The sequence below is a fragment of the Mesorhizobium sp. M0058 genome, assembly GCF_040323095.1.
Lineage (GTDB): Bacteria > Pseudomonadota > Alphaproteobacteria > Rhizobiales > Rhizobiaceae > Mesorhizobium.
Genome location: NZ_JAMYUQ010000011.1, coordinates 240,471 through 265,161, shown reverse-complemented (window position 1 = coordinate 265,161; position 24,691 = coordinate 240,471). Strand labels below are relative to the sequence as shown.

At 63.5% G+C, this 24,691-nt stretch carries 28 protein-coding genes; 13 read left to right on the top strand and 15 right to left on the bottom strand.

Going from position 1 to position 24,691, the window contains the following annotated elements; translation table 11 throughout:
• Positions 1 to 16: 16 nt before the first annotated feature.
• Entirely contained in the window at positions 17 to 907 is an 891-nt protein-coding gene (locus NKJ75_RS20895; RefSeq protein ID WP_023732742.1) for a sigma-70 family RNA polymerase sigma factor, read from the bottom strand.
• A gap of 32 nt (positions 908 to 939) precedes the next feature.
• A complete protein-coding gene (locus NKJ75_RS20890) occupies positions 940 to 1,248 on the bottom strand; it encodes a hypothetical protein (protein ID WP_023687449.1) in 309 nt (102 codons plus the stop codon).
• A gap of 147 nt (positions 1,249 to 1,395) precedes the next feature.
• On the opposite strand from NKJ75_RS20890, the gene NKJ75_RS20885 reads away from it, so the two are divergent.
• On the top strand, positions 1,396 to 1,761 hold the full coding sequence (locus tag NKJ75_RS20885) for a VOC family protein (RefSeq protein WP_352500125.1): 366 nt from the start codon (positions 1,396 to 1,398) through the stop codon (positions 1,759 to 1,761).
• A 53-nt stretch (positions 1,762 to 1,814) separates the two neighbouring features.
• Complete coding sequence (locus NKJ75_RS20880; protein ID WP_352500124.1) at positions 1,815 to 2,663, top strand: alpha/beta fold hydrolase; 849 nt, start codon at positions 1,815 to 1,817, stop codon at positions 2,661 to 2,663.
• Positions 2,664 to 2,748: 85 nt separating this feature from the next.
• On the opposite strand, the gene NKJ75_RS20875 is transcribed toward NKJ75_RS20880, so the two are convergent.
• The 4 genes from NKJ75_RS20875 to NKJ75_RS20860 form a co-directional block, all read right to left on the bottom strand.
• On the bottom strand, positions 2,749 to 3,735 hold the full coding sequence (locus tag NKJ75_RS20875; protein WP_023834596.1) for a Gfo/Idh/MocA family protein: 987 nt from the start codon (positions 3,733 to 3,735) through the stop codon (positions 2,749 to 2,751).
• 78 nt (positions 3,736 to 3,813) lie between these two features.
• A complete protein-coding gene (locus tag NKJ75_RS20870) occupies positions 3,814 to 4,389 on the bottom strand; it encodes a YceI family protein (protein WP_023681381.1) in 576 nt (191 codons plus the stop codon).
• Between the two features lie 68 nt (positions 4,390 to 4,457).
• Complete coding sequence (locus NKJ75_RS20865; RefSeq protein WP_023834597.1) at positions 4,458 to 5,036, bottom strand: cytochrome b; 579 nt, start codon at positions 5,034 to 5,036, stop codon at positions 4,458 to 4,460.
• A gap of 150 nt (positions 5,037 to 5,186) precedes the next feature.
• A complete protein-coding gene (locus tag NKJ75_RS20860; RefSeq protein WP_023828832.1) occupies positions 5,187 to 6,077 on the bottom strand; it encodes a LysR family transcriptional regulator in 891 nt (296 codons plus the stop codon).
• 96 nt (positions 6,078 to 6,173) lie between these two features.
• Here NKJ75_RS20860 and NKJ75_RS20855 point away from each other — a divergent pair, with 96 nt between their 5' ends.
• The gene (locus tag NKJ75_RS20855; protein ID WP_023834598.1) at positions 6,174 to 7,169 is read left to right on the top strand and encodes an aldo/keto reductase; all 996 of its coding nucleotides are present in this window, start codon (positions 6,174 to 6,176) and stop codon (positions 7,167 to 7,169) included.
• Between the two features lie 148 nt (positions 7,170 to 7,317).
• On the opposite strand, the gene NKJ75_RS20850 is transcribed toward NKJ75_RS20855, so the two are convergent.
• From NKJ75_RS20850 to infC, 8 genes are all read right to left on the bottom strand, one after another.
• A complete protein-coding gene (locus tag NKJ75_RS20850) occupies positions 7,318 to 7,920 on the bottom strand; it encodes a nucleotidyltransferase family protein (protein ID WP_023834599.1) in 603 nt (200 codons plus the stop codon).
• A 159-nt stretch (positions 7,921 to 8,079) separates the two neighbouring features.
• On the bottom strand, positions 8,080 to 10,488 hold the full coding sequence (gene pheT, locus NKJ75_RS20845; RefSeq protein ID WP_352500123.1) for a phenylalanine--tRNA ligase subunit beta: 2,409 nt from the start codon (positions 10,486 to 10,488) through the stop codon (positions 8,080 to 8,082).
• A 2-nt stretch (positions 10,489 to 10,490) separates the two neighbouring features.
• Complete coding sequence (locus NKJ75_RS20840; protein WP_023696009.1) at positions 10,491 to 10,937, bottom strand: GFA family protein; 447 nt, start codon at positions 10,935 to 10,937, stop codon at positions 10,491 to 10,493.
• Positions 10,934 to 11,986, bottom strand: coding sequence for a phenylalanine--tRNA ligase subunit alpha (gene pheS, locus NKJ75_RS20835; protein WP_032885996.1), 1,053 nt, complete (start codon positions 11,984 to 11,986; stop codon positions 10,934 to 10,936). Before pheS ends, NKJ75_RS20840 begins: the two co-directional genes overlap by 4 nt.
• Before the next feature lie 296 nt (positions 11,987 to 12,282).
• Positions 12,283 to 12,684, bottom strand: coding sequence for a 50S ribosomal protein L20 (gene rplT, locus NKJ75_RS20830; protein WP_023672281.1), 402 nt, complete (start codon positions 12,682 to 12,684; stop codon positions 12,283 to 12,285).
• 39 nt (positions 12,685 to 12,723) lie between these two features.
• The gene (gene rpmI, locus NKJ75_RS20825; protein ID WP_006201248.1) at positions 12,724 to 12,927 is read right to left on the bottom strand and encodes a 50S ribosomal protein L35; all 204 of its coding nucleotides are present in this window, start codon (positions 12,925 to 12,927) and stop codon (positions 12,724 to 12,726) included.
• 347 nt (positions 12,928 to 13,274) lie between these two features.
• Positions 13,275 to 13,913 (bottom strand): methyltransferase family protein, encoded by a 639-nt coding sequence (locus tag NKJ75_RS20820; protein ID WP_023755491.1) that lies wholly within the window; start codon positions 13,911 to 13,913, stop codon positions 13,275 to 13,277.
• A 132-nt stretch (positions 13,914 to 14,045) separates the two neighbouring features.
• Positions 14,046 to 14,582: a translation initiation factor IF-3 gene (infC, locus tag NKJ75_RS20815; RefSeq protein WP_023744911.1), complete on the bottom strand. Its 537-nt coding sequence runs from the start codon at positions 14,580 to 14,582 to the stop codon at positions 14,046 to 14,048.
• A gap of 246 nt (positions 14,583 to 14,828) precedes the next feature.
• On the opposite strand from infC, the gene NKJ75_RS20810 reads away from it, so the two are divergent.
• The 4 genes from NKJ75_RS20810 (at position 14,829) to NKJ75_RS20795 (ending at position 18,302) form a co-directional block, all read left to right on the top strand.
• Complete coding sequence (locus tag NKJ75_RS20810) at positions 14,829 to 15,593, top strand: alpha/beta hydrolase (protein ID WP_352497043.1); 765 nt, start codon at positions 14,829 to 14,831, stop codon at positions 15,591 to 15,593.
• A gap of 6 nt (positions 15,594 to 15,599) precedes the next feature.
• Positions 15,600 to 16,742, top strand: a complete 1,143-nt coding sequence (locus NKJ75_RS20805; RefSeq protein ID WP_023681390.1) for a benzoate/H(+) symporter BenE family transporter — start codon at positions 15,600 to 15,602, stop codon at positions 16,740 to 16,742.
• 117 nt (positions 16,743 to 16,859) lie between these two features.
• Positions 16,860 to 17,345, top strand: a complete 486-nt coding sequence (locus NKJ75_RS20800; protein WP_352500122.1) for a DUF2852 domain-containing protein — start codon at positions 16,860 to 16,862, stop codon at positions 17,343 to 17,345.
• Positions 17,346 to 17,543: 198 nt separating this feature from the next.
• Positions 17,544 to 18,302: a M48 family metallopeptidase gene (locus tag NKJ75_RS20795; protein ID WP_023681391.1), complete on the top strand. Its 759-nt coding sequence runs from the start codon at positions 17,544 to 17,546 to the stop codon at positions 18,300 to 18,302.
• Positions 18,303 to 18,320: 18 nt separating this feature from the next.
• Here NKJ75_RS20795 and NKJ75_RS20790 read toward each other — a convergent pair whose 3' ends face one another.
• Positions 18,321 to 18,539, bottom strand: a complete 219-nt coding sequence (locus NKJ75_RS20790) for a hypothetical protein (protein ID WP_023672288.1) — start codon at positions 18,537 to 18,539, stop codon at positions 18,321 to 18,323.
• Positions 18,540 to 18,648: 109 nt separating this feature from the next.
• Between NKJ75_RS20790 and NKJ75_RS20785 the strand changes: the two genes are divergently transcribed.
• The 6 genes from NKJ75_RS20785 (at position 18,649) to NKJ75_RS20760 (ending at position 24,354) form a co-directional block, all read left to right on the top strand.
• Positions 18,649 to 19,308, top strand: a complete 660-nt coding sequence (locus NKJ75_RS20785; protein ID WP_286461238.1) for a phosphoribosylanthranilate isomerase — start codon at positions 18,649 to 18,651, stop codon at positions 19,306 to 19,308.
• A gap of 90 nt (positions 19,309 to 19,398) precedes the next feature.
• Positions 19,399 to 20,649, top strand: coding sequence for a tryptophan synthase subunit beta (trpB, locus tag NKJ75_RS20780; protein WP_023681393.1), 1,251 nt, complete (start codon positions 19,399 to 19,401; stop codon positions 20,647 to 20,649).
• Between the two features lie 2 nt (positions 20,650 to 20,651).
• The gene (gene trpA, locus NKJ75_RS20775) at positions 20,652 to 21,491 is read left to right on the top strand and encodes a tryptophan synthase subunit alpha (RefSeq protein ID WP_023693067.1); all 840 of its coding nucleotides are present in this window, start codon (positions 20,652 to 20,654) and stop codon (positions 21,489 to 21,491) included.
• 101 nt (positions 21,492 to 21,592) lie between these two features.
• Entirely contained in the window at positions 21,593 to 22,519 is a 927-nt protein-coding gene (accD, locus tag NKJ75_RS20770; protein WP_023672292.1) for an acetyl-CoA carboxylase, carboxyltransferase subunit beta, read from the top strand.
• Between the two features lie 62 nt (positions 22,520 to 22,581).
• Entirely contained in the window at positions 22,582 to 23,907 is a 1,326-nt protein-coding gene (locus NKJ75_RS20765) for a bifunctional folylpolyglutamate synthase/dihydrofolate synthase (RefSeq protein WP_352500121.1), read from the top strand.
• A gap of 27 nt (positions 23,908 to 23,934) precedes the next feature.
• Entirely contained in the window at positions 23,935 to 24,354 is a 420-nt protein-coding gene (locus tag NKJ75_RS20760; protein WP_023687435.1) for a VOC family protein, read from the top strand.
• The last annotated feature ends 337 nt before the right edge of the window (positions 24,355 to 24,691 follow it).

Sequence of the window (24,691 nt, the reverse complement as noted above, 5' to 3'; positions counted from 1 at the left end):
GCTCTCTGGCCGATGCTTACTCGTCGATGAAGCGGATGTCCGCATCGGCAAGGCAATAGGGCGCGTAGCGGAAATCGCGGATATGGCTGACCTTTCCATCCTGCCAGTCGACCAGCATGAAGCCGCGCACGGCGTCATCTCCCGCTTGCGGGCTGCGGATCAGGATGGCCGGCCTGCCGTCGACGAAGCCGAGCGACAGCGCCCAATCCTGGACACGGTCGTAATTGCCGAAATAGTTGGAAACCTGCGCCTTGCCGCGCATGCGGGTGCGATTGACGACTTCAAGCTGGATGTCCTCGGCGATCAACGCGCGCACGGCGTCGAAGTCGCGCGCGTTGAACAGGTCGACATAGCGGCGCAGGCGCCGCTCGTCACCGGCGTCGAGTTTTGGGGCAGGCGCCTGCTCGTCCTGTGACGCCAGCAGGCGCAGCTGCGACCGCCCGCGATGCAGCGCTGCCTTGGTCGCGGCCAGCGTCGCGCCGGACACTTCGCAGGTTTCGTGCAGGCTGAGGCCAAGCACGTCGACAAGGATCACGGCGCTGCGCTGCACTGTTGCCAGCTGCATGAAGCTTCGCAGGCTGGCGGCGGTGGCGAGCCTCGCATCGGCGCTTGCGGAGGGGTCTTCGATCGTCGTCATGTCGGTCTCGCTCATGCGCGCCTGCTCCCGCTGGCGCCGGCGCAGATGATCCTGCGCGGCATTGTGGGCTATGCGGAACAGCCATTGCTCCGGACGCTCGACCGCGGCGTCGCCGTCGATGGCCTGCAGTGCCTTGATCAGTGTCTCCTGGACGATGTCCTCGCCATCGATCACCGAGCCGGCCATGCGGGCGCAGTAGCGGTGCAGCTTCGGTCGCAAGGAGCCGAGCATCGCCTCCAGGGCAACGCGGTCGAGTTTTGCTGTGTTCATCCTGTCCGTTCCCAAAATGCCGGTCTTTGCATTCAAGCCGGCACGACCTCGCCGGCCAGCATACGATAATTGCCGACGATCTTTGCCGGCGATCTGGCAAGCGGCGTCGAGCGGCGTCCGGCATGATCGGCGCTGAAGGCCTTGAAGGCTGCGAGCCCGGTCAGGCCGTCGCCATCCTGGCTGACAAGATGGATGAACTCGCCATTCTCCAGTTCCAGGACGAGGTAGCGCACGGATTGCGGCTTCGTGTCGTCGAGTGCCTCGAACACCTGTGCAACCAGCATACGGTTCTCGGCGATGCTTTCGTCCTTCACGCCGTAGCGGACGAGATTGTAGCCCATTGTCGTCTCCTATTTTTCAACTCTGCACGGAGAAGACGTTTCGCGACCTCGAAAAGATTCGTCGGCCGGCGAATCTTTTCGATCGTCCGGATCGTCTTTCCCGTCGACGGCTGCGCGGCAGCCATCGAGGAGCAGGAGAGATCCATCATGCACATCCAGTTTGCCGAATTGCCGGTGTTTGACCAGGACCGCGCCAAGGCCTTCTACACCGGCCATCTTGCTTGCCAGGTGGCGGAGGACCAGCTGATGAGCGACAGCGGCTGGCGCTGGATCGAGCTGACATTTCCCGGCGCCGTCACCAATTTGCATTTCGTCAAACGCCCCGATGACACGCCGGGCACTGAGCCCGTGCTGGTGCTCGTTGATGGCGATGTCGAGGCAACGGTCGCGGGCCTGAAGGCGCGCGGCGTCGAAATCATCACCGAGCCGCAGGAAGCGCCTTGGCAGCCGGGCCGCACGGTCGCCGAATTCCGCGACAGCGAGGGCAACCGCATGGTTGTCGCCAGCAAATGATCGGACCCGGCGCAAAGCCGAACTTTGACATGAGAACAACAGGAGAGATGGACATGACCCCCCAAACGTCGACGCTGAAAGTACCGGGCGCCAGCCTCTATTATGAGATGCGCGGTTCCGGCCCCGTACTGTTGATAATCCCCGGCGGACCGCAGGACGCCGGCGTCTTCGCCGATGTCGCGGGCCACCTCGCCGACCGCTACACGGTGGTCGCCTATGATCCGCGCGGCAATTCGCGCAGCACCTTCGACGGAGAGCCGCAAGAGCAGGACCTTGATGTCCATGGCGACGATGCCGCGCGATTGATCGAGGCGCTTGGCGCCGGACCGGCCTATGTGTTCGGCACCAGCGGCGGCGCCCAGATCGGGCTCAACCTCGCCGCCCGCCATCCCGGCCGGGTTCGTGCACTGGTGGCGCATGAGCCGCCCAGCATGATGCTGCTCGACGACCCGTCGCCGTCACTGGCCGGCATGCGCGACCTGCACGACACCTATCGCAGCCAGGGCGTCGAGGCGGCGATGCAGAAATTCTTCAGCGAGAACAGCCTGTCGGAAGGGCCGGGTCAGGATGAAGACGGGCCGCAGGACGGACCGCCTTCGTTCGAACCGTCGCCCGAGGAGGCCGAGACCTTTGCCAGGGTCAGCGGCAATTTCGAATACTGGCTGGCGCATGGCGTCATGCCGCTGTCGCTCTACCGTCCTGATATCGAGGCGCTGCGCGGCCGCCCGGTCGTGGTCGGCATCGGCGAAGAGTCCATCGGCCAGCCGATCGACGGCATGGGCAAGGCGCTGGCCGACAGGCTCGGCAGCAAGCGCGCCGCCTTCCCCGGCGACCATATGGGCTTTGCGCCCTATCCCGACCGCTTCGCCGAGACCTTGCACCTGACGCTCAGAGGCGCGTGAGATCGTCAGTCCAATAGGAAAGGAGCGTCCGCATGCACAATGCGGACGCCCTTCTCCCATGAAATTACCGGCTAAGATTGGTGTATCAGACGGCCTCCCAGCCTTCCTTGCCGCCGGCGCGGAAGATGGCGTCGATGACCTTCTGGTTGAGCACGGACTCCTCCAGCGTGAAGACACGCTCCTTGCCGCCCTGTGCCGCCCTGGCAAACGTCTCTACCTCGCGCCGGTATTGCTGGGTGCCGGGAAAGCGGAACACCTGCGCCTCCGTATGGTTCTGGTTGTGCAGTTCGATGCGGTGATGGTCGTAGAGCCCGGCATTGAACGGCGAGAACACCTCGATGAAACCTTTCTCGCCGTGGAACACCATCACCTGCCGCGCCGCCATCTGCGTCGACAGATAGAAGGACAGTTCGAAATCGCCGAAATCGGCGCGGATCGAGGAATAGATGTCGGTGCCGAATTTCTTGTCGCGCTCGATCGTCGCCTGCACGCGCAGCGGCTCCTTGCCGGTCGAAAACCGCGTCGACACCGTCGGATAGACGCCGATATCAGGCAGCGCGCCGCCGCCGAGATCGAGCTGGTTGCGCATGTTGGTGGGATCGACATTGTAATAGGAGAAGGCGCCCTGCACATGGCGCAGCCGGCCGATGGCGCCATCGGCGATGAGATCGCGCACCTTGATCCATTGCGGGTGGTAGATGACCATGAAGGCCTCGCAGACCAGCACCTTCTTCTGGTCGCGCAGCTTGATCAGCGGCGCGATGTCCTTGGCGTCGAGCGCCAGCGGCTTCTCCACCAGCACATGTTTTCCCGCTTCGATGGCCTTGGCCGTCCATTCGACATGCTGCGAGGTCGGCAGCGGGATGTAGACGCCGTCGACGTCTTTCGAAGCGAGCAGCTCCTCATACGAACCAAAGGCATGCCTGGCGCCGAACCGCTTGCCCAGGGCCTCGGCCTTCGACAGGTCGCGGCTGGCGATCGCGGACAAAACGCCATTCTCGGCCTCGACGATTGCCGGCAACAATTGCTCGCGGCCGATCTTGGCCGTCGACAAAACACCCCATCGGAACATCAGGCTTCTCCTATCGATTTACAGGCGAGGAGGTTTGCCCGAAATTGCGGGAAAAGCCAATGCGGATCGCTGGTCCTGCTAGCCTCGCTTGCCCGTCAGCGTCATGTCGAAATTGACGATATTCGAATAGATCGGCGTGCCGACATCCATGCCGTACCGGGAGCGCAGCACCTTGCCGGTGACGTGGAATTTAATGACGCCGCCCTTCAGCCCGCCGAGCTCGGCAGTGAATTTTTCCGCAAACGTCTTGCCGCGCGCCGTCAGCCGGCCGCTGACCAGCGCCGTGGTGTCGCTGGTTCGGGTTACGCTGGTCGAGCGGAACTGGATTTCGGGGCTGTTGGCCACGTCGAACACCGCATCGGAGCGCAGGAAGGCGTCGATGCGGCCCTGGCCGGTGCCGACGCTTTCGGGATAGATGGTGAAGTTGACCGCGGAACGGCCGACATCGCTGTTGTCGATGCGGATGGAGCCCTTGAAGCGGCCAAAGGCGCCGTCGAGGCCGCCGCCACCGACCTTGCCGATGGAGAAGCGAATGCTGGAGCTGGCCGGGTTGACCGTGTAGCTGCCGGCGGCGTCGCCGAGGTCCACAGCGGCGGAGACAGGCATGGCAAGGCAAGCGGCAACAGCCGCCAATCCGAAGATGCGCGCATACATGGGTTTTGTCCTTCTGGGGCAGGCGAAGTGTTGCGCCCTCACTCCAATGAACGAATGCGCGGCGCGCGCTATTCCATGTCCTGATCTGACGAAGGCGTGATCATGCGCGTGAGCACGCTGTCGCGCAGCCAGAAATGATGCCGCAGCGCCGCCAGCGCATGCAGCGCAACCAAGGCAATGCCGGCATAGGCGAGATACCAGTGTGCTGCCGCCCAGAAGTTTTCCGCCGCATCGGACACGCCGAGCGGCAGGTTCGGCATCACGAACAGATTGAACGGCATGCTGGGTATCTCCAGCATCGACACCGAAACCAGTGCCCAGCCGGACAGCGGCACCGCGAGCTGGAAGCCATAAAGTGCCAGATGCGCCAGCGGCGCCGTCCGACGCTCCAGGCCTCCGACCGAGGCCGGCAAGGCCGGGGCCGTATTGCCGAGCCGCCAGGCAATGCGCAGGATGAGGAGGCCGAGCAGCAGGAAGCCGAAGGATTTGTGCAGCTGGATCAGCTCGAAGGCGGTGCGCTGGCTGGTCAATAGCACCATGATGAAGCCGAGCATGAACTGGCCGATGAACAGGATGCCGATCAGCCAGTGGAGGACGATCGCCGCCCAGCCGTAGCGGGTTGAGTTGTTGGTGATGGATGCCGGCATGGTTGGTGAACGAATGGCAGATGGGCTTTCTTCCACCCTCCCCCTTGTGGGGAGGGTCGGCGCGAAGCGACGGGGTGGGGGTGTCGCCCTACGAAGACCCCCACCCCGATCCGCTACGCGGATCGGCCCTCCCCACAAGGGGGAGGGTGGCTAACCACTCACCTTGAAGAAATCCACAAACGCCCGCAGCGCCGGGCGCATCTGGCGGCGGCTGGGGTAGTAGACGAAGAAGCCGTCGAAGGGCGGACACCAGTCTTCCAGTACGTGGATCAAGCGGCCGTCAGCGAGCGGTGCGCGCACATAATCGTCGAAGACGAAGGCGAGCCCTGCGCCGTCGACCGCTGCCTGGGCGATCAGATGGTCTTCGTCGAGGATCAGCGGCCCTTGCGCCGCGATCTCGATCTCTTCGCCGTCCTTCTCGAATTCCCAGCGGTAAAGAATGCCGCTGGAAAAACGGAAGCGGATGCAGCGGTGGTCGGCAAGATCGCGCGGATGACGGGGTCTTGGCATGGTCGCGAAATAGGATGGCGCGCCGACCACGGCGCCGCGAAGGTCCGGTCCGATGCGCACCGCGATCATGTCGCGCTGCAGGCTCTCACCGAGCCGCACGCCGGCATCGAAGCCGCCTTCGACGACGTCGGTGAAGCGATCCTCGATGACGATTTCCAGCACGATGTCGGGATAGGCCGCGGCAAAGCCGCCGAGCCTGGGCGTCAATGCCAGGTGGGCCGCGGTGCGCGGCACGGTCAGCCGCAGGTTGCCGGCCGGCCGGTCGCGCGCCTCAATCGCCGTTTCCAGCGCCAGATCGATCTCGGACAGCGCCGGCCGCAGCCGTTCGAGCAGCTGCGCGCCCTCTTCCGTTGGCGCTACGCTGCGGGTGCTGCGCGCCAAAAGCCGCACGCCGAGCCGCGCCTCCAGGCTGGACACGGCATGGCTCACTGCCGAGGGCGCGATGGCCAGTTCGCGCGCCGCGCCACGAAAACTGCCGCATTGGGCGACTGTTGCCAGTACAGCCAGTTGAGAAAGATGCGCTCGGTTCATTGCTCTATTTTATAGAACAGCCCGTGCGAATGACAGCCGATTATCGAACGTAAAGCCAGGCGCTATCTCCCTTTCATCGCAACAAGGAGACGCGCCATGAAAACCCGCAAACTTGGTACTGAACTCGAAGTCTTCCCCGTCGGCCTCGGCTGCATGGGCATGAGCTTCGCCTATGGCGGTCAGGCAGAGGTTGACGCAATCGCCACGCTGCGCCGCGCTGTCGAGATCGGCGTGACGTTTTTCGACACCGCCGAAGTCTATGGTCCCTTTGAGAACGAGATCCTTCTCGGCAAGGCGTTGAAGCCGGTGCGCGACAGGGTGACGATCGCGACCAAATTCGGCTTCAAGATCTCCGAGGAAGGCTCAGGCCTCGAACGCATGGTCGGCGTCGACAGCCGCCCGGAGCACGTCAAGGCGGTGGCGGAAGCCTCGCTGAAGCGGCTCGATGCCGATGTCATCGACCTCTACTACCAGCACCGCGTCGATCCCAACGTGCCGATCGAGGACACGGTCGGCGCCATGGCGGAACTGGTGCGCGACGGCAAGGTACGGGCGCTGGGCCTGTCGGAGGTCAGTGCCGCCACCATCCGCCGGGCGCACGCCGTGCATCCGATTGCTGCCGTGCAGAGCGAATACTCGCTGTGGAGCCGCGACCCCGAAGACGAGGTGTTAGATCTCTGCCGCGAACTCGGCATCGGCTTTGTCCCCTACAGCCCGCTCGGCCGCGGCCTGCTTACCGGCACCATCGCCAAGCCCGAGGCCCTGAGCGACGACGACTGGCGCCGCACCTTGCCCCGCTTCCAGGCCGACGCCATGGCGGCCAATGCCAAGGTGATCGCCACGCTGGAAAAGCTGGCGACGGAAAAAGGCGTCACCTCGGCGCAACTGGCGCTGGCCTGGGTGCTGCACCAGGGCGACTTCATCGTGCCGATCCCCGGCGCGCGGAAAATCCGCCATCTCGAGCAGAACACGGCGGCGGCCGGGATCGAGCTGAGTGCGGCCGAAGTGGCGGCGATCGGCGATGCGCTGTCGCCGGACAAGGTGGTTGGCAAGCGCTATACGGAGGAGCTGTTGGCGCTGGTGAATGGGTGAGTGCCTTTACCCTCCCCCTTGTGGGGAGGGTCGATCCGCGAAGCGGTTCGGGGTGGGGGTCCTCGTGAGGCGCACCCCCACCCCGTCTCTCTGTCTCCGCCTCGCTGCGACAGCGAGCCGACCCTCCCCACAACGGGGAGGGTAAGTCTCACCAAGGCACCACCGTAATCTCCGGCCAGCACGCCTTCGCCCTCGCCCCCTTGGCCTCATGCGTGCGCCTGTTATCCATCAGCCGGTTGGGCGTGATGCGAAACGCGAAGAGGTCATCCAGCCCGAACGGCGCCACGACCTCAAGCTGCCCGTCGGCATCGTATCGCGCCCCGACCGCATGCGTCTTCGAGGCGAAATAGCTCACCGACTCGCTGGAGCTCGTATAGCGCGGGCAGGGCTGGCCGAATTTCTGCGGATACCACAGATGCACCCGTGCCTGGTTGCGCACCTCGGCCGGCAGAGCCAGCCCCTCGAAATGCTGCGCCGCCCGGCGGATGACCGCGTCCTCGGCCTCGTAGGACAGGTCGCTGTCATCGAAGTAGAAGAGATCGACATCCTTGATGCCGTAGCCCGGCGGCTTGCCGGTCAGATGGTTCCAGATGCTGTTGTAGAGCGCGCCGGACACCACCAGCCAGTCCGGCAACGCCAGCGTGCGGGCCCGCTCCAGCGCGTCGCTGACGAGCGCATCCGCCAACACCATGGCGACAAACGCTTCGCGCTGGGCTTCGAACGGCAGACCGGAATAGCGCAGATGGTCCATCGCCCTTTGGAGAGCGATTCGCAACTGCCGGCAATCCTCAGAAGCAATTCCAGGAAAAGTGTGTAGCGGTTTTCCTGGGAAAGCGCGCCGCGCTTTCCCTAAGACGCGCTTTCCCTAAGAATTGCGTGGAGTCGAAATACGTAGGCGGCGTTAGCCGCTCTACGTTCTCAGCAAGCCGCCCGTTTGCTTGCCGACATTGTCGACGATGCGCTTGGCCAGCGCCTCGAAATCCTCGTCGGTGAGCGTCTTTTCAACCGGCTGGATAGATACTTCGATGGCAATCGACTTCTTGGCGGCCCCGAGAGATGCCCCCTCGAAGACATCGAACACCGAAACGCCGGTGATGAGCTTCTTGTCGGCGGCGAGCGCCGCGCGCACCAGCGCGCCGGCCTCCACCGTCTTGTCGACGACGAAAGCAAAGTCGCGCTTCACCGCCTGGAAGGCGGACAGCTCCAGCTTTGGCTTGGTTTTCGTCGGCTTGGCCTTCGGCTCCGGCACGGCGTCGATATAGACCTCGAAGCCGCAGATCGGTCCGGAAACGTCCAACCCCTCCAGCGTCTTCGGGTGGAACTCGCCGAAGGCGCCGAGCACCGTCTTCGGGCCGAGCTTGATCGTGCCGGAGCGGCCGGGATGATACCAGGCCGGACCGCCTGGCTCGATCTGCAGCCTGTCGACCGGCGCGCCGCAGGCTTCCAGCGCTGCAATCGCGTCGGCCTTGGCGTCGAATACGCCGACCGGACCGGAATTGCCGGCCCAACTGCGGCCGGAGCCGTCGAGCTTGGCGGTGCCGCGGCGCACACCGGCCGCAACGCGCCGCTGCTGGTCGGGGCCGTCGCCCTCATAGGTACCGGAGACCTCGAACAGCGCGACATCGCCGATGCCCTTGTCGGCATTGCGCTGCGCGGCGACGATCAGGCCGGGCAACAGCGAGGGCCGCATATCGGACATGTCGGCTGCAATCGGATTGGCGAGCTTCAGCGCCGTCTGGCCGCCGCCGAACAGTTCGGCGTGTTTGGCCGGGATGAACGACCAGGTGAGAACCTCCAGCATGCCCCGCACGGCGAGCGAGCGCTTGGCAGTGCGGGTGCGAACCTGCAGCGTCGTCAGTATCTTGGAGTTGACCGCGTCATGCGCGCCGAGCGGCTGCGGCGCGATGTTGTCGACGCCGTGGATGCGCATCACTTCCTCGACCAGGTCGGCCTTGCCGTCGACGTCAGGACGCCAGGACGGCACAGCGACATCGACGACGTCGCCCGCGCCTGACGGCTTGAAGCCGAGGCGGGTCAGGATGTCGAGGCTTTCCGCCTTCGGCACCTCGATGCCGGTCAGCCGCTTCACTTCCGAGATCGGGAAGGAAACGATCTTCGGCGTATGGCCGGCATAGCCGACGACTTCCGTCTCGGTCGGCTCGCCGCCGCAGAACTCCAGCACAAGCTTTGTCGCCAGCTCGACGCCGGGCACAATGAATTCCGGGTCGACGCCACGCTCGAAACGGTAACGGGCATCGGTGATGATGCCGAGCGTACGGCCGGTGCGGGCCGTGGTGATCGGATCCCAAAGAGCGGATTCGATCAGCACGTCCGTGGTGTTCTCGTCGCAGCCGGAATGCTCGCCGCCCATGACACCGGCGATCGATTCGACGCCATTGTCGTCGGCGATCACGCACATCTGCGGCGTCAGCGTGTATTCGCGCCCGTCAAGCGCCAGCACCTTCTCGCCGTCGCGTGCGCGGCGCACGACGAGATTGCCGGCGACCTTCTTGGCATCGAACACATGCAGCGGCCGGCCACGGTCGAAGGTGACGTAGTTGGTGATGTCGACCAGCGCGCTGATCGGGCGCAAGCCGATGGCGATCAGCCTTTGCTGCAGCCATTTCGGCGACGGCCCGTTCTTCACGCCTTTCACCAGGCGCAGCGCGAAACCGGGGCAGAGCTCCGGCGCCTCGATGGTCACCTTGACCGGCGTTTCACCTTTGCCAAGGACCGCTTCGACCGGCGCGGTCTTGAGCCGGCCAAGCCCGCTTGCCGCCAGGTCCCGGGCGACGCCGTAAATGCTGGTCGCATCCGGCCGGTTCGGCGTCAGATTGATCTCGATCACCGGATCGTCGAGATGCGCGTAAGCCGCGAAGCTGGTGCCGACAGGCGCATCGGCCGGCAGGTCGATAATGCCATTGTGCTCATCCGACAGCTCCAGCTCGCGCTCGGAACACATCATGCCATGGCTCTCGACGCCCCGGATCTTGCCGACGGTCAGCGTCACGTCGATACCGGGCACATAGGCGCCGGGCGCGGCGAAGGCGCCGATCAAGCCGGCGCGGGCATTCGGCGCACCGCACACCACCTGGACAGGGGCTGCGCCATTGCCGGTGTCGACGGTCAGCACCCGCAGCCGGTCGGCGTCGGGATGCTGCACCGCCGTCAGCACCTTGGCGATGACGAACGGCTTCAGGCCGGCCTTGTCGTCGACATGCTCGACTTCGAGGCCGATCGAGGTCAGCCTCTCGACGATCTCGTCGAGCGTGGCGTCGGTGTCGAGATGATCCTTGAGCCAGGAAAGGGTGAGTTTCATCACTATGTTCCGTTTTGTCTGTACCCGCCCGGACCTTGTCCATCGGGTCTGGGTACGCTTGTCTTCAAATGGCGCGGCAAGTCGTCGGGCATATGCACGAAGGGCAGCTGCTCGCGCACATAGGCATGGTGCGTCGGCCGGAAATAGGCCGGCATGTCCATGGCGCCCAGCATGAAATAGATGTGGTCTTCCAGCCGCTCGTCGACATAGGCGATAGGCGAGCCGCAAATGCCGCAGAACGAGCGCGTCACCGGCCCGTTCTCGTACATCTTCAGCGCCTTGCCGGTGAAAGCCACCTGCTCGGTCAGGAAGCCGACAAAGGCCGACACCGGCGCGCCGCTGGCGCGCCGGCAATCGCCGCAATGGCAATAGCTGATATGGTGCGGTTCGACTGATGCCTCGAACCGTACCGCGCCGCAGCGGCAGCCACCCGTGTGCGGCGCCGTCATGCGGAAAGACCTCCGAACAGCGTCGGCATGTCGAGCGGCCTGAAACCGTAATGCGACAGCCAGCGCACATCGGCGTCGAAGAAGGCGCGCAGGTCCGGCATGCCGTATTTCAGCATGGCGATGCGGTCGATGCCCATGCCCCAGGCAAAGCCCTGATATTCGTCGGGATCGAGCCCGCCGGCGCGCAGCACATTGGGGTGGACCATGCCGCAGCCGAGGATCTCCATCCAGTCGGAGCCTTCGCCGAATCGCACTTCGCCGGGCCGCGAGCGGTCGCACTGGATGTCGACCTCGAGGCTGGGCTCGGTGAACGGGAAAAAGGACGGCCGGAAGCGCATCTTGACCTGCGGCACCTCGAAGAAAGCCTTGCAGAATTCTTCCAGCACCCACTTCATGTTGGCGACATTGGCCGATTTGTCGATCACCAGCCCCTCGACCTGATGGAACATCGGCGAGTGGGTAGCGTCGGAATCCTGCCGGTAGGTCTTGCCGGGAATGACGATGCGGATCGGCGGCTTCTGCTTCTCCATGGTGCGGATCTGTACCGGCGAGGTGTGCGTGCGCAACAGCTTGCGCTCGCCCTTTTCGTCCGGCTGGAAAAAGAAGGTATCGTGCATCTCGCGCGCCGGATGCCCTTCGGGGAAATTCAGCGCGGTGAAATTGTAATAGTCGCTCTCGACATCGGGACCTTCTGCGATGGCAAAGCCGAGATCGCCGAAGATCGCCGCGATCTCGTCGATGACCTGGCTGATCGGATGGATGCGGCCGCGCTCGGCCGGCGATTGCCGCACCGGCAGCGTCACGTCGACCGTCTCGGCGGCAAGGCGCGCCGTGACCGCCACATCCTTCAGCTCGACCTTGCGTGTCGTCAGCGCTTCGGTGACGCGGTTCTTCAGGCCGTTGATCGCGGGGCCCTTGACCTGGCGCTCCTCGGCGCTCATCGCGCCCAGTGTCTTCAGCAATTCCGAGATCGACCCCTTTTTGCCGAGAGCCGCGACGCGCACGGCTTCGATAGCAGCCTCATCGGCGGCCGACGCGACGTCGGCCATCAGGGAGTTTTCGAGAGTATCCAAGCCGGTAGCTATGTCGTTCACGGTCAAACTCGCTGTGTTGGGAGTCAACTTTGAGGTGAAAGTCACTTTCAAGTTGAAAGTTCAGCCATAAGAAAAACCCGCGCCAGCCGTGCCAGCGCGGGTTCCCCAATCAGAATTGCGAATGCTGGGAAGCGCTGGGCTCGGAGCCCGATCCCGAAAAGTTGCAGACTTTTCGGAAAGATCGCGCTCCTCGCTAAATTTCCCTGAGCATGATGTTGTCCAAAAAGTCAGCAACTTTTTGGCATCATGCTCTAGGCGACAGCGCTTTCAAAAGCATTCGGGGTGGTGTTCTTCAGATATTCGAGCGCGACCTTGGCCTTGGCCACGAGTGCGGCGAACGCCTGCGGTTCATGGATGGCCATGTCGGACAGGATCTTGCGATCGATCTCGATACCGGACTTGTTGAGGCCGTCGATGAAGCGGCCATAGGTCAGGCCATGCTCGTGCGTCGCGGCGTTGATGCGCTGGATCCACAGCGCGCGGAACGAGCGCTTGCGGTTCTTGCGGTCGCGATACGCATACTGCATCGACTTTTCGACCGCCTGCTTGGCGATGCGAATGGTGTTCTTGCGGCGGCCGTAGAAGCCTTTCGCGGCTTTCAGGACCTTCTTGTGCTTGGCGTGCGAGGTGACGCCTCTTTTTACGCGTGCCATCTCATGATCTCCTTAAACGCTGTTCCTGAAACCGAATGCTCAGAGGCCGTTCGGCAGAAAATTCTTGATGACCTTCTTGCCATCCGGTTCAGCCAGAACCATCGTGCCGCGGGCATTTCGAATGAACTTGTTGGAACGCTTGATCATGCCGTGACGCTTGCCGGCCGCAGCCGACAGGACTTTACCCGTACCTGTGATCTTGAACCGCTTCTTGGCGGCCGATTTGGTCTTCATCTTGGGCATTTTGCTACTCCGTATTGGTGGCGCACAATCGCGCTTCTGGTTCGCTTCGGGCGGACCAAAGCCCGAAAAGCAAATGAAACCGCCACGGCATGCCCTGCCGGGCGGTTTTCTTGGAACGGCGGTCCTATACGTCAAAGCGGGCTGGCGCGCAACACCCGAGCGGCTGCGATGCTCTGTCTTAATTCACGGTGCAAGCCTGGGCTCCGATAGGTGGGTCGAGATTCAGGTCAGGCCGAGCCGAAAACGGCTGATGCCGAGAACCGGAGCGGAGCGTACTTAAGTACGTGAACACCGGAAGCGCAGGGATCGGCCGTTTGCAGGTCGGCCTCACCTGAATATCAGCCTACCTAGGGGAGCCTGAACAGCACCGGGAGTATACCCGATTGCTGGGCGCCATCGATGGTCTCGAACACCGGCAACGCCACCAGAAACACCAGCCCGTCGAGCAAGGTGGTCAGCAAGAGGCGCGGCTTGAAGCTGCCGGTGTCGCCTTCCTGGTAGAGCGACAGCTTGGGGAAGAAACGCGGCACCCGCGCCAGATAGGCTGTGTAGGGCGCGCCGAGAACCTCCTTGAGATACCGTTCCTCGCGCAGGATGACGATGTGGAAGGCGCCGGCGCACAAAAGCGCAAACAGGACGATGCCGGAGAACGAGCCGATCTGCGCCCCGACGCCGGCGGCGGCAACGGTCGAGAACACGTAGAGCGGATTGCGGGTGATCGAATAGGGTCCGCCGGTGACCACTTCGGAGGATTTGCGCCCGCCGATATAGAGTGTCGACCACAAGCGGCCTACGACGCCAAGGAAGATCAGCAGCACGCCGACCATCTCGATCGTTTCATGCACCGGGGTATCGGGCGGGAAGGTCGACTGGCCGAACAGCAGTGCCGCAAACAGCACCACCACCAGCACCGCAAGGACCATGCGGCGCATGTGCTGGTAGCCGCCCAGCTCCTTGATGGGCGCAGGGTTGATTTCATTGGCCATGTCGGGAATCCGATCGTCGAGAAGCTTTGCCGGCGATCGCGGCGTCTGGACAGGAGAATCGGCGTCCCGCCGATCGCCGGGACGCCATGAGACAGGATTCAGGCGGATTTAGAGCGCAACGCCCGAACTGATCTAGCGCGGCGCCAGCACCATCATCATCTGGCGGCCTTCCAGCTTCGGCTCGGCTTCGACCTTGGCGATGGTAGCCGTCTCCTCGCGCACCTTGTTCAGGAGCTGCATGCCGAGTTCCATATGCGCCATCTCGCGGCCGCGAAAGCGCAGCGTCAGCTTGACCTTGTCGCCTTCCTCGAAAAAGCGCCGCACGGCCTTCATCTTGGTTTCGTAGTCATGGCTGTCGATGTTCGGGCGCATCTTGATCTCCTTGATCTCGATGACCTTCTGGTTCTTGCGCGCCTCGGCCGCCTTCTTCTGGTTGGCGTATTTCAATTTGCCGAGATCGAGAATTTTGACGACAGGCGGCACCGCATTGGGCGAGATCTCGACCAGATCGAGCCCTGCCTCTTCGGCGAGCAGCAATGCGTCGTTGATGGAAATATCGCCGCGGTTCTGGCCATCGGCGTCGATCAGCTGGACCCGGGGAACCCGGATATCACGGTTGGAGCGCGGGCCATCTTTGGTGGGCGCCGCTGCTTTGAAAGGTCTGCGAATGGTCGTGGTCTCCTTGGCCGTTTCGTTCAGGGTTTCAATCTAGAATGTTCAGGACGCGCCAATGTGGTGAGCGCGCGGGCGGAGTCAATAGCACAGCGCTGACAGAAAATCACCCTGATCGCAGGCCTGCACCAAACAAAGGATGTCGCGAGCACTTTCCGCCTCGCCTGTGCCTGTGTCAAAAGACCGGCGAGTAAAATCAGGCTCCCACAATCAGGCCCCCAGAACCAGGATTGATCCACAGCCATGACCACCCCAACCCTACTGGATGTCGACGGCATTGATATCGCGGTTCGCCATTCCTCGGGCGCAACGCCCGGCGTCGTCTGGCTCGGCGGCTACAAATCCGACATGCTGGGCACGAAGGCGCAAACGTTGTCGGATTGGGCGGCCAGGGAAGGCCGCGCATATCTGCGCCACGACTATTCCGGCCATGGCGAATCCGGCGGCGCCTTTGCCGACGGCACCATCTCGAAATGGCTTGGCGAGAGCCTCGCCGCCTTCCGGCGTTTCACCGAGGGCAAGCAAATCCTGGTCGGCTCGTCGATGGGCGCCTGGATCGCGCTGCGCATGGTGCAGGAAATGCGCAAGGCGGGCGACAGCAATGTGGTTGGCCTGGTGCTGCTCGCGCCGGCGCCGGATTTCACCGCCGAGCTGGTCGAGCCGGCTCTGACGGAGGAACAGAGGCGCGACCTCCGGGAGAAAGGCTTTTTCGAAGAACCTTCGGACTATTCCGCCGAGCCTTACATCTACACAAGCGCGCTGATCGAGGACGGCAGGGCGAACCGGGTCATGACCGGGCCGATCGATACCCATTGCCCCGTCCACATCCTGCAGGGTCTGGCCGACGCCGACGTGCCGGCAAGCCATGCGCTGAAGCTGGTCTCGCTGCTGCCAGCCGACGACGTCACCTTGTCGCTCATTCCCGACGGCGACCACCGCCTGTCGCGGCCGCAGGATCTCGACATGCTGCTGAGGGCGGTGGGCGACATGGTTCAGCGGGCGGGGTAGGCAAGAATGCGCATTTCCATCCCGATATCCGCCTTTGTCGCGGCAATCGTCGGCTTCGGCGGCACGCTGGCCGTCGTCATTGCCGCCGCCAAGGCGGTTGGCGCCACGCAAGCCGAAACCGCGAGCTGGGTGACGGCAGTGTGCGTGGCGATGGCGATCGAATGCTTGTGGCTGTCCTGGCGCACGAAAATACCCATCATCACCGCCTGGTCGACACCGGGCCTGGCGCTGATGGCGGCATCGAGCGGGTTTACCATGGCCGATGCGGTCGGCGCCTTCATCGTCACCGGCCTAATGTTGATCGCCACCGGCCTGTTCAAGCCGCTGACCCAGCTGATATCAAGGATACCGGCGTCAGTCGCGTCCGGCATGCTGGCGGGCATCGTCGTCACCTTCGCGCTCAATGCCGTCAAGACCATTCCGGTCGACCCCTGGCTGATCCTGCCGCTGATCGCGGCCTTCTTCGTCATTCGCCTGTTCAACCCGGCGCTGTCGGTGCTGGCGGTGCTGATCGGCGGCGGCATCGCCGCCTTCCTGACAGGCCGCGTCGGCGGACTGCCGGCACCGGAACTGTCGACGCTGACGCTGATTGCTCCGCATTTCAGCGCCGCAGCTGTCATCGGCCTGGCGCTGCCGCTCTACCTCGTCACCATGGCGTCGCAGAACCTGTCGGGTCTCGCCGTCTTGCGCGCCGCCGGCTATCACCCCGAACCCGGCCCGCTGATCGGCGTCACCGGCCTGTTCTCGCTGCTGTCGGCGCCGTTTGGCGGCTCGACCACCAATCTGGCCGCGATCTCTGCGGCGATCTGCACCGGGCCGGACGTCCATCCCGACCCGGCCGAGCGCTGGAAGACCGGACCCTTCTATGCACTTGCCTATCTGATCTTCGCGGTTTTCGGCGCCTCGCTGGTGGCGATCTTCGCAGTGCTGCCGCAAAGCCTGATCGTGCTGGTGGCCGGCCTGGCGTTGATGGGGTCGCTGGCCAACGCGCTGGCGATCGCGCTCAAGGACGAGGACCAGCGCATGGCGGCTACTGTCACCTTCGTTGTCACCGCGTCGGGGCTGACTTTGTTCGGCGTTGGCGCCGCCTTCTGGGGTCTGGTCGCCGGCCTGGTCGTGCTTTTCCTCGAAGCGGTCAAAAAGCGATAATCAATTCAGGACCTTGTCCGGTTTTGGCGGACGTTGTCTTGAATCGCCGTTTTTCTCATCCCATTTCGAATCCACGCAGCCGCTCTTGGCTGTCTCCAACCGAAGGAATGGGAGAAAATGAACACATCCGCATTGATCCGCCCGGCCTGGACGCCGGCGACCATCGCGCTGATGGTGATCGGCTTCATGGTGTTCTGGCCGCTTGGCTTCGCCATGCTCGCCTACATCATCTGGGGCGACCGGCTTGACGGCTTCAAGCGCGACGTCAACCGGGCCACCGACGGCATCTTCGCCGGCTGCCGCCGCGGTTCCGACAAGGCCGCGCGCTGGGGCCACGGTTCGGCCCGCACCGGCAATGTCGCTTTCGACGACTGGCGCGAGAAGGAACTCGAACGCCTCGCCGAAGAGCGTCGCAAGCTCGATGAGATGCTGAGCGAGTTCGACGAGTACGCCCGCGAATTGCGCCGCGCCAAGGACCAGGACGAGTTCGACCGCTTCATGGCCAACCGCAACAAGTCGACAGCGCCTGCGAAGACAGGCTCGGCCGAAACGGCCAAGCCCGCGACGCCCAAGCGCAAGGGCCCGAGCCTGCTTGACGACTGAGGCTGCGCGCATGACCCCGAAAATCGAAACCGATTTTCGGAAAGGTTCATGCGCCGAATTAGAGTGCTACAGCGTCCTTTGCGCGTCAGAGACGCGCGGCGCTCTAAGACAGGCCTTGGCATGATGGACGGCGTCGCGCGAGCGGCGCCGTTTCTTTTTTGTTCTGGTCGTTTTCCTCGAATCGCGTATCGTTCAGCCATGTCCTTCGGCTTTTTCCGCAACCTGACCAAACCAAAACCCTCGCCTGTCGAAGAGCGAGAGCACGTCGTTGCCGGCCGCACACTGCCGCTCAGGATCGTCGAGAGCGCCCGCGCACGGCGGCTGACGCTGCGCATCGATTCGGGCGGCCAGGGGCTGCGCATCACCGTGCCGCCGGGCCTGCGCCGCGGCGAGGTGGAGAAATTCCTTCACCGCCATCAGGGCTGGCTGGAGCAGCGTCTGGCCAAGGTACCGACACGGCCGCAAGTGCGCCCCGGCATCAAGATCCCGATACGCGGCGTCGCGCATCGCATCGTCCACGAACCGTCGAAACGCGGCACCGTCACCGTGTCGCGCGACGAGCGCGGTCCGCTGCTGATCGTCCATGGCGAGCGCATACATTTGCCGCGCCGCATCGCCGATTTCCTCAGGCGCGAGGCCAAGAAGGACATCGAGAAGCTGGTGGTCAAGCATACCGAGGCCATCGGCAAGCGCGCCAAGGCTATCCGCTTCAAGGACACGTCGAGCCGCTGGGGCTCCTGCACTTCCGACGGCAATTTGTCCTTCTCATGGCGCATCATGATGGCGCCGACGCCGGTGATAAACTACTTGGTCGCGCATGAGGTGGCGCATCTCAAGGAGATGAACCACGGCCCGAAATTCTGGAAACTGTGCGAGCAGCTCTGCCCCGACACCGACCGCTGCAAGGACTGGCTGAAGCGGAATGGTGGGGCATTGCAGGCGATTGTGTTCGATTAGCCTTCGCCGGCGGCGCGCTCAATCATCATTGGCCGCATTAAGCTCTTCAGGCCGCAGCCCTTCGTCGCCATGGCGCGGCCATGGCAGGAAATTCTGCTCGAACGCATCGCTGCCGAAATAATCCAGGACCCGGTGCGCTTCCGCCCCGTCGAAGGCGGCCTTTTGCATCAGATGGGCGATGACGTCGCGCGCTTGCGCGATCTTCTGCCTGAGTTCGGCTATGCTCTGGTCGGCCATTCGTCTGCTCCGCCTTGCTTCTCCCATCAATAGGTAGCGCCTTTGGCGTTGCCGGCAAACAGCATGCTTTTTCTCGACTCTTGGCCGGTTTCGTGCCAAGCCCCGCGCCATGGCGCTCGATATCAAGATCTGTGGATTGAAGACCGATGAGGCAATGGCCGCGGCCCTGGCCGGCGGCGCCAGCCATGTCGGCTTCATCTTCTTTGCTAAAAGCCCGCGCTATGTCGAGCCTGCGGCAGCCGGCCGCCTGCGCGAGGCGGCAATCGGCAAGGCCAGGGCGGTCGCCGTGACGGTCGATGCCGATGACGCGTTCCTGGACGAGATCGTCGAAAAGATGCGCCCCGACATGCTGCAGTTGCACGGCACGGAGACGCCCGAGCGGGTGGCCGAGGTGAAAGCTCGCTACGGCCTGCCTGTCATGAAGGTGTTCTCCGTCAGTGAGGTAGCCGATCTCGAGCGGCTAAAGCCGTTCATCGGCGTTGCCGATCGCTTCATGTTCGATGCCAAGCCACCAAAGGGCTCGCAACTTCCGGGCGGCAATGGCGTCGCCTTTGACTGGCGCATCCTGGCCGGCCTTGACGCCGGGCTCGATTACATGCTTTCCGGTGGGCTCAACGCCGCCAATATCGGCGACGCCCTGATATCAGCCAATCCGCCCGCGATAGACATTTCGTCGGGGGTGGAAAGCGGCCCGGGCGTCAAGGATCCGGCGCTGATCGAGCAGTTCTTCCGGGCCGTCAGGGCCGCGCGCGACGACCGCGCTGCCTGAGGCACTTCTTTCGAACCCGAGCATGTTCCGGAGAAGTGGGAACCGGTTTTCCGATAAGACATGCTCAGAACCAAGACCAGGAGATCGGCGATGAACAAGCCGGCGACACCCAATTCCTTCCGCACGGGACCCGACGAACAGGGCATGTTCGGCATCTTCGGGGGCCGCTTCGTGGCCGAGACGCTGATGCCGCTGATCCTCGACCTCGAACGGCACTGGAACGAGGTCAAGAACGATCCGGACTTCAAGGCCGAACTGACCGACCTGTCGACCCATTATGCCGGTCGGCCATCAAAGCTGTATTTCGCCGAAGGGCTCACAAAACACCTTCGTGAGGTTTCCTCGGCGAAGGGCCTCGGGGGCGGCGCCAAAGTCTACTTCAAGCGCGAGGATTTGAACCACACCGGTTCGCACAAGATCAACAACTGCCTCGGCCAGATCCTGCTGGCCAAGCGCATGGGCAAGAAGCGCATCATCGCCGAGACGGGCGCTGGTCAGCACGGCGTTGCCGCGGCCACGGTCGCGGCGCGCTTCGGCTTTCCCTGCGTCGTTTATATGGGCGCCACCGATGTCGCCCGCCAAAGCCCCAACGTCTTCCGCATGAAGCTGCTCGGCGCCGAAGTGCGGCCGGTGACCGCCGGTCACGGCACGCTGAAGGACGCCATGAACGAAGCGTTGCGCGACTGGGTCACCAATGTCGAGGACACTTATTACCTGATCGGCACTGCCGCCGGCCCGCATCCCTATCCGGAGCTGGTGCGCGACTTCCAGTCGGTGATCGGCATCGAGGCGCGCGCCCAGATCCTCGAACAGGAAGGCCGGCTACCCGACACCATCATCGCGGCTGTCGGCGGCGGCTCGAACGCCATCGGCCTGTTCCATCCGTTCCTGGATGACAAAGAAGTCCGCATCATCGGCATCGAAGCCGGCGGCCGCGGCCTTGACGGCATCGAGCATTGCGCCTCGATGAATGCCGGCGCGCCCGGCGTGCTGCACGGCAACCGCACCTATCTCTTGCAGAACGCCGACGGCCAGATCCTCGACGGCCATTCGATCTCAGCCGGCCTCGACTATCCCGGCGTCGGCCCCGAACATTCCTGGCTGCGCGATTCCGGCCGCGTCGAATATGTGCCGATCCTCGACGACGAGGCGCTGGAAGCCTTCAAGCTGACGACGCGCGTCGAAGGCATCATCCCGGCGCTGGAATCCGCCCACGCCATCGCGCATGCGGTGAAGATCGTGCCTGATATGGACAAGGACCAGATCGTCATCGTCAACCTGTCGGGACGCGGCGACAAGGATGTGCACACAGTGGCCTCGATGCTGGGCATGGAGATCTGATCATGGTGACCCGCATCGACCGCCGCATGGCAAAACTGAAAGCCGAGGGCCGCCCGGCGCTCGTCACCTATTTCATGAGCGGCGACCCCGACTATGACACCGCTTTGTCGATCATGAAGGCGCTGCCCAAGGCCGGCGCCGACATCATTGAAATGGGCATGCCGTTTTCCGATCCGATGGCCGATGGACCGGCGATCCAGGCCGCTGGCCTGCGGGCGCTGAAAGGTGGCCAGACCCTGGTCAAGACGCTGAAGACGGCGGCTGATTTCCGCGCCACCGACAATGAAACGCCGATCGTGCTGATGGGCTACTACAACCCGATCTACATCTACGGTGTCGATCGCTTCCTCAAGGACGCCATCGCCAGCGGCATTGACGGGCTGATCGTCGTCGACCTGCCACCGGAGATGGACGAAGAACTCTGCATTCCGGCGCTGAAGGCCGGCATCAACTTCATCCGCTTGGCAACGCCGACCACCGACGACAAGCGCCTGCCCAAGGTGCTGCAGAATACGTCGGGCTTCGTCTATTACGTGTCGATGACCGGCATCACCGGCTCGGCTTTGGCCGACACCGGCAAGGTTGCCGCCGCGGTCAAGCGCATCAAGGGCCACACCAATCTGCCGGTCTGCGTCGGCTTCGGCGTCAAGACCGCCGAGCAGGCGCGCATTATCGGCGCCAATGCCGATGGCGTCGTCGTCGGCACCGCGATCGTCAACGCGGTCGCCAATGTGTTGGGACCGAAGGGCGAGAAGACCGCCGACCCGGCCGAGGCCGTCGCCACCCTGGTCAGCGGACTGTCTCAGGGCGTGCGTTCGGCCCGCCTTGCTGCTGCCGAATAGTTTCCCTACTTAGGCCTTGTGCAAGTCGTTATCCCAAAACCGGTTCCCACTTTTGGGCGACATGCACGAGCCAACTCTTCGTCAGGACAGGAGCCGAAGCGATGAACTGGATCACCAATTACGTTCGCCCGAGGATCAATTCGATGCTCGGTCGGCGCACCGACATGCCCGAGAATCTCTGGATCAAGGATCCCGAGACCGGCGAGATGGTGTTTCACAAGGACCTGGAATCCAACCAGTTCGTCATCCCGTCATCGGGCCATCACATGAAGATTTCGGCCAAGGAACGGCTGAAATTCTTCCTCGACGACGGCAAATACGAGCAGCTTGAGAACCCCAAGGTCATGCAGGACCCGCTCAAGTTCCGCGACGAGAAGCGCTACACGGACCGGCTGAAGGACGCCAAGGCCAAGACCGGCCTGGAAGACGCCATCATCAACGCGCTGGGCACGGTCAAAGGCCTGCCGGTTGTGGTGACGGTGCAGGATTTCGCCTTCATGGGCGGCTCGCTCGGCATGGCCGCGGGTGACGCCATTGTGCACGGTTTCGAGGTCGCCTTGCAGCGCAAGCGGCCGCTGATCCTGTTTGCCGCCTCCGGTGGCGCGCGCATGCAGGAAGGCATTCTGTCCCTGATGCAGTTACCGCGCACCACGATCGGCGTCGACCGGCTGAAGGAAGCCGGCCTGCCATACATCGTCGTCTTGACCAACCCGACCACCGGCGGCGTTACCGCCTCCTACGCCATGCTGGGAGACGTCCACATTGCCGAGCCCGGCGCGCTGATCGGCTTTGCCGGCCCGCGCGTCATCGAGCAGACCATCCGGGAGAAACTGCCGGACGGTTTCCAGCGCTCCGAATATCTGATGGAGCACGGCATGGTCGATATGGTGGTGTCGCGGCTGGAACTGCGCGAGACGATTTCACGGCTGTTGAAAATCCTGCTCAAACTGCCGCAGGAGCAAAAGCCGCTGGAGCCGGAAATCCTGCCGCCGTCGGTCATCCCGACGGAAGCCCGCCCGCAGGCCTGACGCGACATTTCTGGCCGCAAACCGCGATTGCGTGCACCTGCGCGCATGCGTAGGATTCGCTCATGACAACGCTTGCCGCAGATCGTGAAATCGAAGCCCTGATGGCGCTGCATCCGAAAGGCTTCGACCTTTCGCTCGACCGCATCACAAGGCTGCTCGAACGCCTCGGCAATCCGCAGGAGCGGCTGCCGCCGGTCATCCATATCGCCGGCACCAACGGCAAGGGCTCGTGCGCGGCCTTTTCGCGCGCGCTGCTCGAAGCCGGCGGCCACCTTGTCCATGTCCACACTTCGCCGCATCTGGTGAACTGGGCCGAGCGCTACCGACTGGCGGCCGAGGGCGGCGGCCGGCTGGTCGACGACGAGACCTTCGCCGAGGCCATCGCCCGCGTCGCCCGGGCCAATCAAGGCCAGAAGATCACCGTCTTCGAAATCCTAACCGCCGTCACCTTCATCCTGTTTTCCGAACATCCGGCTGCCGCCGCCATCATCGAGGTCGGCCTTGGCGGCCGCTTCGACGCCACCAATGTCGTTGCCCGGCCGGCGGTGTCGGTGATCATGCCGGTGTCGATGGATCACGAAGCCTATCTCGGCGACCGGGTCGAACTGATCGCCGCCGAAAAGGCCGGCATCATGAAGCGCGGCTGCCCGGTGGTCATCGGCGCGCAGGAGAGCGAGACGGCGCTGCAAGTGCTGATCGAAACCGCCGAGCGGCTGGATTGCCCGACCTTCGTCTACGGCCAGGATTTTCTCGCCTTCGAGGAAAACGGCCGCATGGTCTATCAGGATGAGGACGGGCTGATGGACCTGCCGCCACCGCGCCTGCCCGGGCGCCACCAGTTCGCCAATGCGGCGGCAGCGATTGCCGCCGTCAAGGCCGCCGGTTTCGAAATCAGTCATCGCGCCACTGAGAAGGCGATGGCGAGCGTCGCATGGCCGGGCCGCATGCAGAAATTGGCACAGGGCCGGCTGGCGGACCTCGCTCCCAAGGGCGCCGACATCTGGCTCGATGGCGGTCACAATCCGGGCGCCGGCGTGGTGGTGGCGGAAGCCTTGGCCGAGCAGGAGGAAAAGAACCCGCGGCCGCTGTTTTTGATTGCCGGCATGATCAACACCAAGGACCAGAGCGGCTATTTCCGCGCCTTCAAGGGCCTGGTCCGCCATGTCTACACCGTGCCGGTGAGCATGAGCGACGCCGGTGTGCCGAATGACGAACTGGCGATCCGGGCGACCGAGGCCGGCCTCATCGCCGAGCCGGTCAGCTCCGTCGCCAGCGCGCTGATGCTGCTGCGCGACACCTGGGACGGCCCGGCGCCGCGCATCCTGATCGGTGGTTCGCTGTATCTCGCCGGTGCGGTGCTGGCCGAAAACGGCACGCCACCGACCTGAATCCACACTTTCGCGAGGGAGCCGGTGATGATCAAGGTGAAGCAACTCGCCCATGTCTGCATCTTCGCGCATGATCTGGAAGCGACGCGGGCCTTCTACCGCGACGTGCTCGGCCTCGACACGCAGTTCAACTTCCTGCGCGACGGAAAGGTGTTCGGCTTCTACCTCAATTGCGGCGATCGCAGCCATGTCGAGGTGTTCCAGAAGGACGGCACCAGCCATAGCGAGCTCAACCAGATCAACCATTTCTGCCTTGAGGTGGAAAACATCGATGCGGCGATCGCCCACATCAAGTCGAAAGGCATTGATATCACGGCCAAGAAGCATGCCTGCGACGACACGTTTCAGGCCTGGATCCGCGACCCCAACGGCGTGAAGATCGAGCTGTTCGAATACACCGCAAAAAGCGCGCAATTCACCGGCGGGGATCGCATCGCCGACTGGTAGTATTTTGGCCCGGGGAATCTATCGGGCGGTTGCCCCTCGGGCAGAAGCCCCGATATGCTTGGCGAAGCATGGAGGCAAGCTCGAATGGTTGTGAAGTGTCTTGTTACCGTCGACAACGACCCGCCGGAGGAGCTGATATTTGAATATGCTCCGCGGGTCGGCGATCATGTGATGTTACCGGGAGCCATCGAGCCACCGCACCCAATTGTTCGAGTGGCCCACAGACCGACGCGCCCCAATGATGCATCCGGCCAGCCCAGTGTCGCGTATTTCGTAAGCCGAGAGACGTTTCTCTATCGTGTGTATACGGGCGCTATAGAGGGATATGGGCAGGTCC

Bases quoted from the DNA above. Each gene is read 5' to 3' on its own strand.
- pheT (WP_352500123.1), bottom strand. From the start codon at position 10,488: ATGAAACTCACCCTTTCCTGGCTCAAGGATCATCTCGACACCGACGCC.
- NKJ75_RS20805 (WP_023681390.1), top strand. From the start codon at position 15,600: ATGCGCATTTCCATCCCGATATCCGCCTTTGTCGCGGCAATCGTCGGC.
- NKJ75_RS20855 (WP_023834598.1), top strand. From the start codon at position 6,174: ATGAAAACCCGCAAACTTGGTACTGAACTCGAAGTCTTCCCCGTCGGC.
- NKJ75_RS20850 (WP_023834599.1), bottom strand. From the start codon at position 7,920: ATGGACCATCTGCGCTATTCCGGTCTGCCGTTCGAAGCCCAGCGCGAA.
- rpmI (WP_006201248.1), bottom strand. From the start codon at position 12,927: ATGCCCAAGATGAAGACCAAATCGGCCGCCAAGAAGCGGTTCAAGATC.
- NKJ75_RS20765 (WP_352500121.1), top strand. From the start codon at position 22,582: ATGACAACGCTTGCCGCAGATCGTGAAATCGAAGCCCTGATGGCGCTG.
- NKJ75_RS20790 (WP_023672288.1), bottom strand. From the start codon at position 18,539: ATGGCCGACCAGAGCATAGCCGAACTCAGGCAGAAGATCGCGCAAGCG.
- NKJ75_RS20860 (WP_023828832.1), bottom strand. From the start codon at position 6,077: ATGAACCGAGCGCATCTTTCTCAACTGGCTGTACTGGCAACAGTCGCC.
- NKJ75_RS20795 (WP_023681391.1), top strand. From the start codon at position 17,544: ATGTCCTTCGGCTTTTTCCGCAACCTGACCAAACCAAAACCCTCGCCT.
- NKJ75_RS20810 (WP_352497043.1), top strand. From the start codon at position 14,829: ATGACCACCCCAACCCTACTGGATGTCGACGGCATTGATATCGCGGTT.
- pheS (WP_032885996.1), bottom strand. From the start codon at position 11,986: ATGGCCGACGTCGCGTCGGCCGCCGATGAGGCTGCTATCGAAGCCGTG.
- NKJ75_RS20800 (WP_352500122.1), top strand. From the start codon at position 16,860: ATGAACACATCCGCATTGATCCGCCCGGCCTGGACGCCGGCGACCATC.
- NKJ75_RS20885 (WP_352500125.1), top strand. From the start codon at position 1,396: ATGCACATCCAGTTTGCCGAATTGCCGGTGTTTGACCAGGACCGCGCC.
- NKJ75_RS20880 (WP_352500124.1), top strand. From the start codon at position 1,815: ATGACCCCCCAAACGTCGACGCTGAAAGTACCGGGCGCCAGCCTCTAT.
- NKJ75_RS20875 (WP_023834596.1), bottom strand. From the start codon at position 3,735: ATGTTCCGATGGGGTGTTTTGTCGACGGCCAAGATCGGCCGCGAGCAA.
- NKJ75_RS20760 (WP_023687435.1), top strand. From the start codon at position 23,935: ATGATCAAGGTGAAGCAACTCGCCCATGTCTGCATCTTCGCGCATGAT.
- accD (WP_023672292.1), top strand. From the start codon at position 21,593: ATGAACTGGATCACCAATTACGTTCGCCCGAGGATCAATTCGATGCTC.
- trpB (WP_023681393.1), top strand. From the start codon at position 19,399: ATGAACAAGCCGGCGACACCCAATTCCTTCCGCACGGGACCCGACGAA.
- NKJ75_RS20895 (WP_023732742.1), bottom strand. From the start codon at position 907: ATGAACACAGCAAAACTCGACCGCGTTGCCCTGGAGGCGATGCTCGGC.
- NKJ75_RS20865 (WP_023834597.1), bottom strand. From the start codon at position 5,036: ATGCCGGCATCCATCACCAACAACTCAACCCGCTACGGCTGGGCGGCG.
- NKJ75_RS20820 (WP_023755491.1), bottom strand. From the start codon at position 13,913: ATGGCCAATGAAATCAACCCTGCGCCCATCAAGGAGCTGGGCGGCTAC.
- NKJ75_RS20870 (WP_023681381.1), bottom strand. From the start codon at position 4,389: ATGTATGCGCGCATCTTCGGATTGGCGGCTGTTGCCGCTTGCCTTGCC.
- NKJ75_RS20785 (WP_286461238.1), top strand. From the start codon at position 18,649: ATGGCGCTCGATATCAAGATCTGTGGATTGAAGACCGATGAGGCAATG.
- rplT (WP_023672281.1), bottom strand. From the start codon at position 12,684: ATGGCACGCGTAAAAAGAGGCGTCACCTCGCACGCCAAGCACAAGAAG.
- NKJ75_RS20840 (WP_023696009.1), bottom strand. From the start codon at position 10,937: ATGACGGCGCCGCACACGGGTGGCTGCCGCTGCGGCGCGGTACGGTTC.
- NKJ75_RS20890 (WP_023687449.1), bottom strand. From the start codon at position 1,248: ATGGGCTACAATCTCGTCCGCTACGGCGTGAAGGACGAAAGCATCGCC.
- trpA (WP_023693067.1), top strand. From the start codon at position 20,652: ATGGTGACCCGCATCGACCGCCGCATGGCAAAACTGAAAGCCGAGGGC.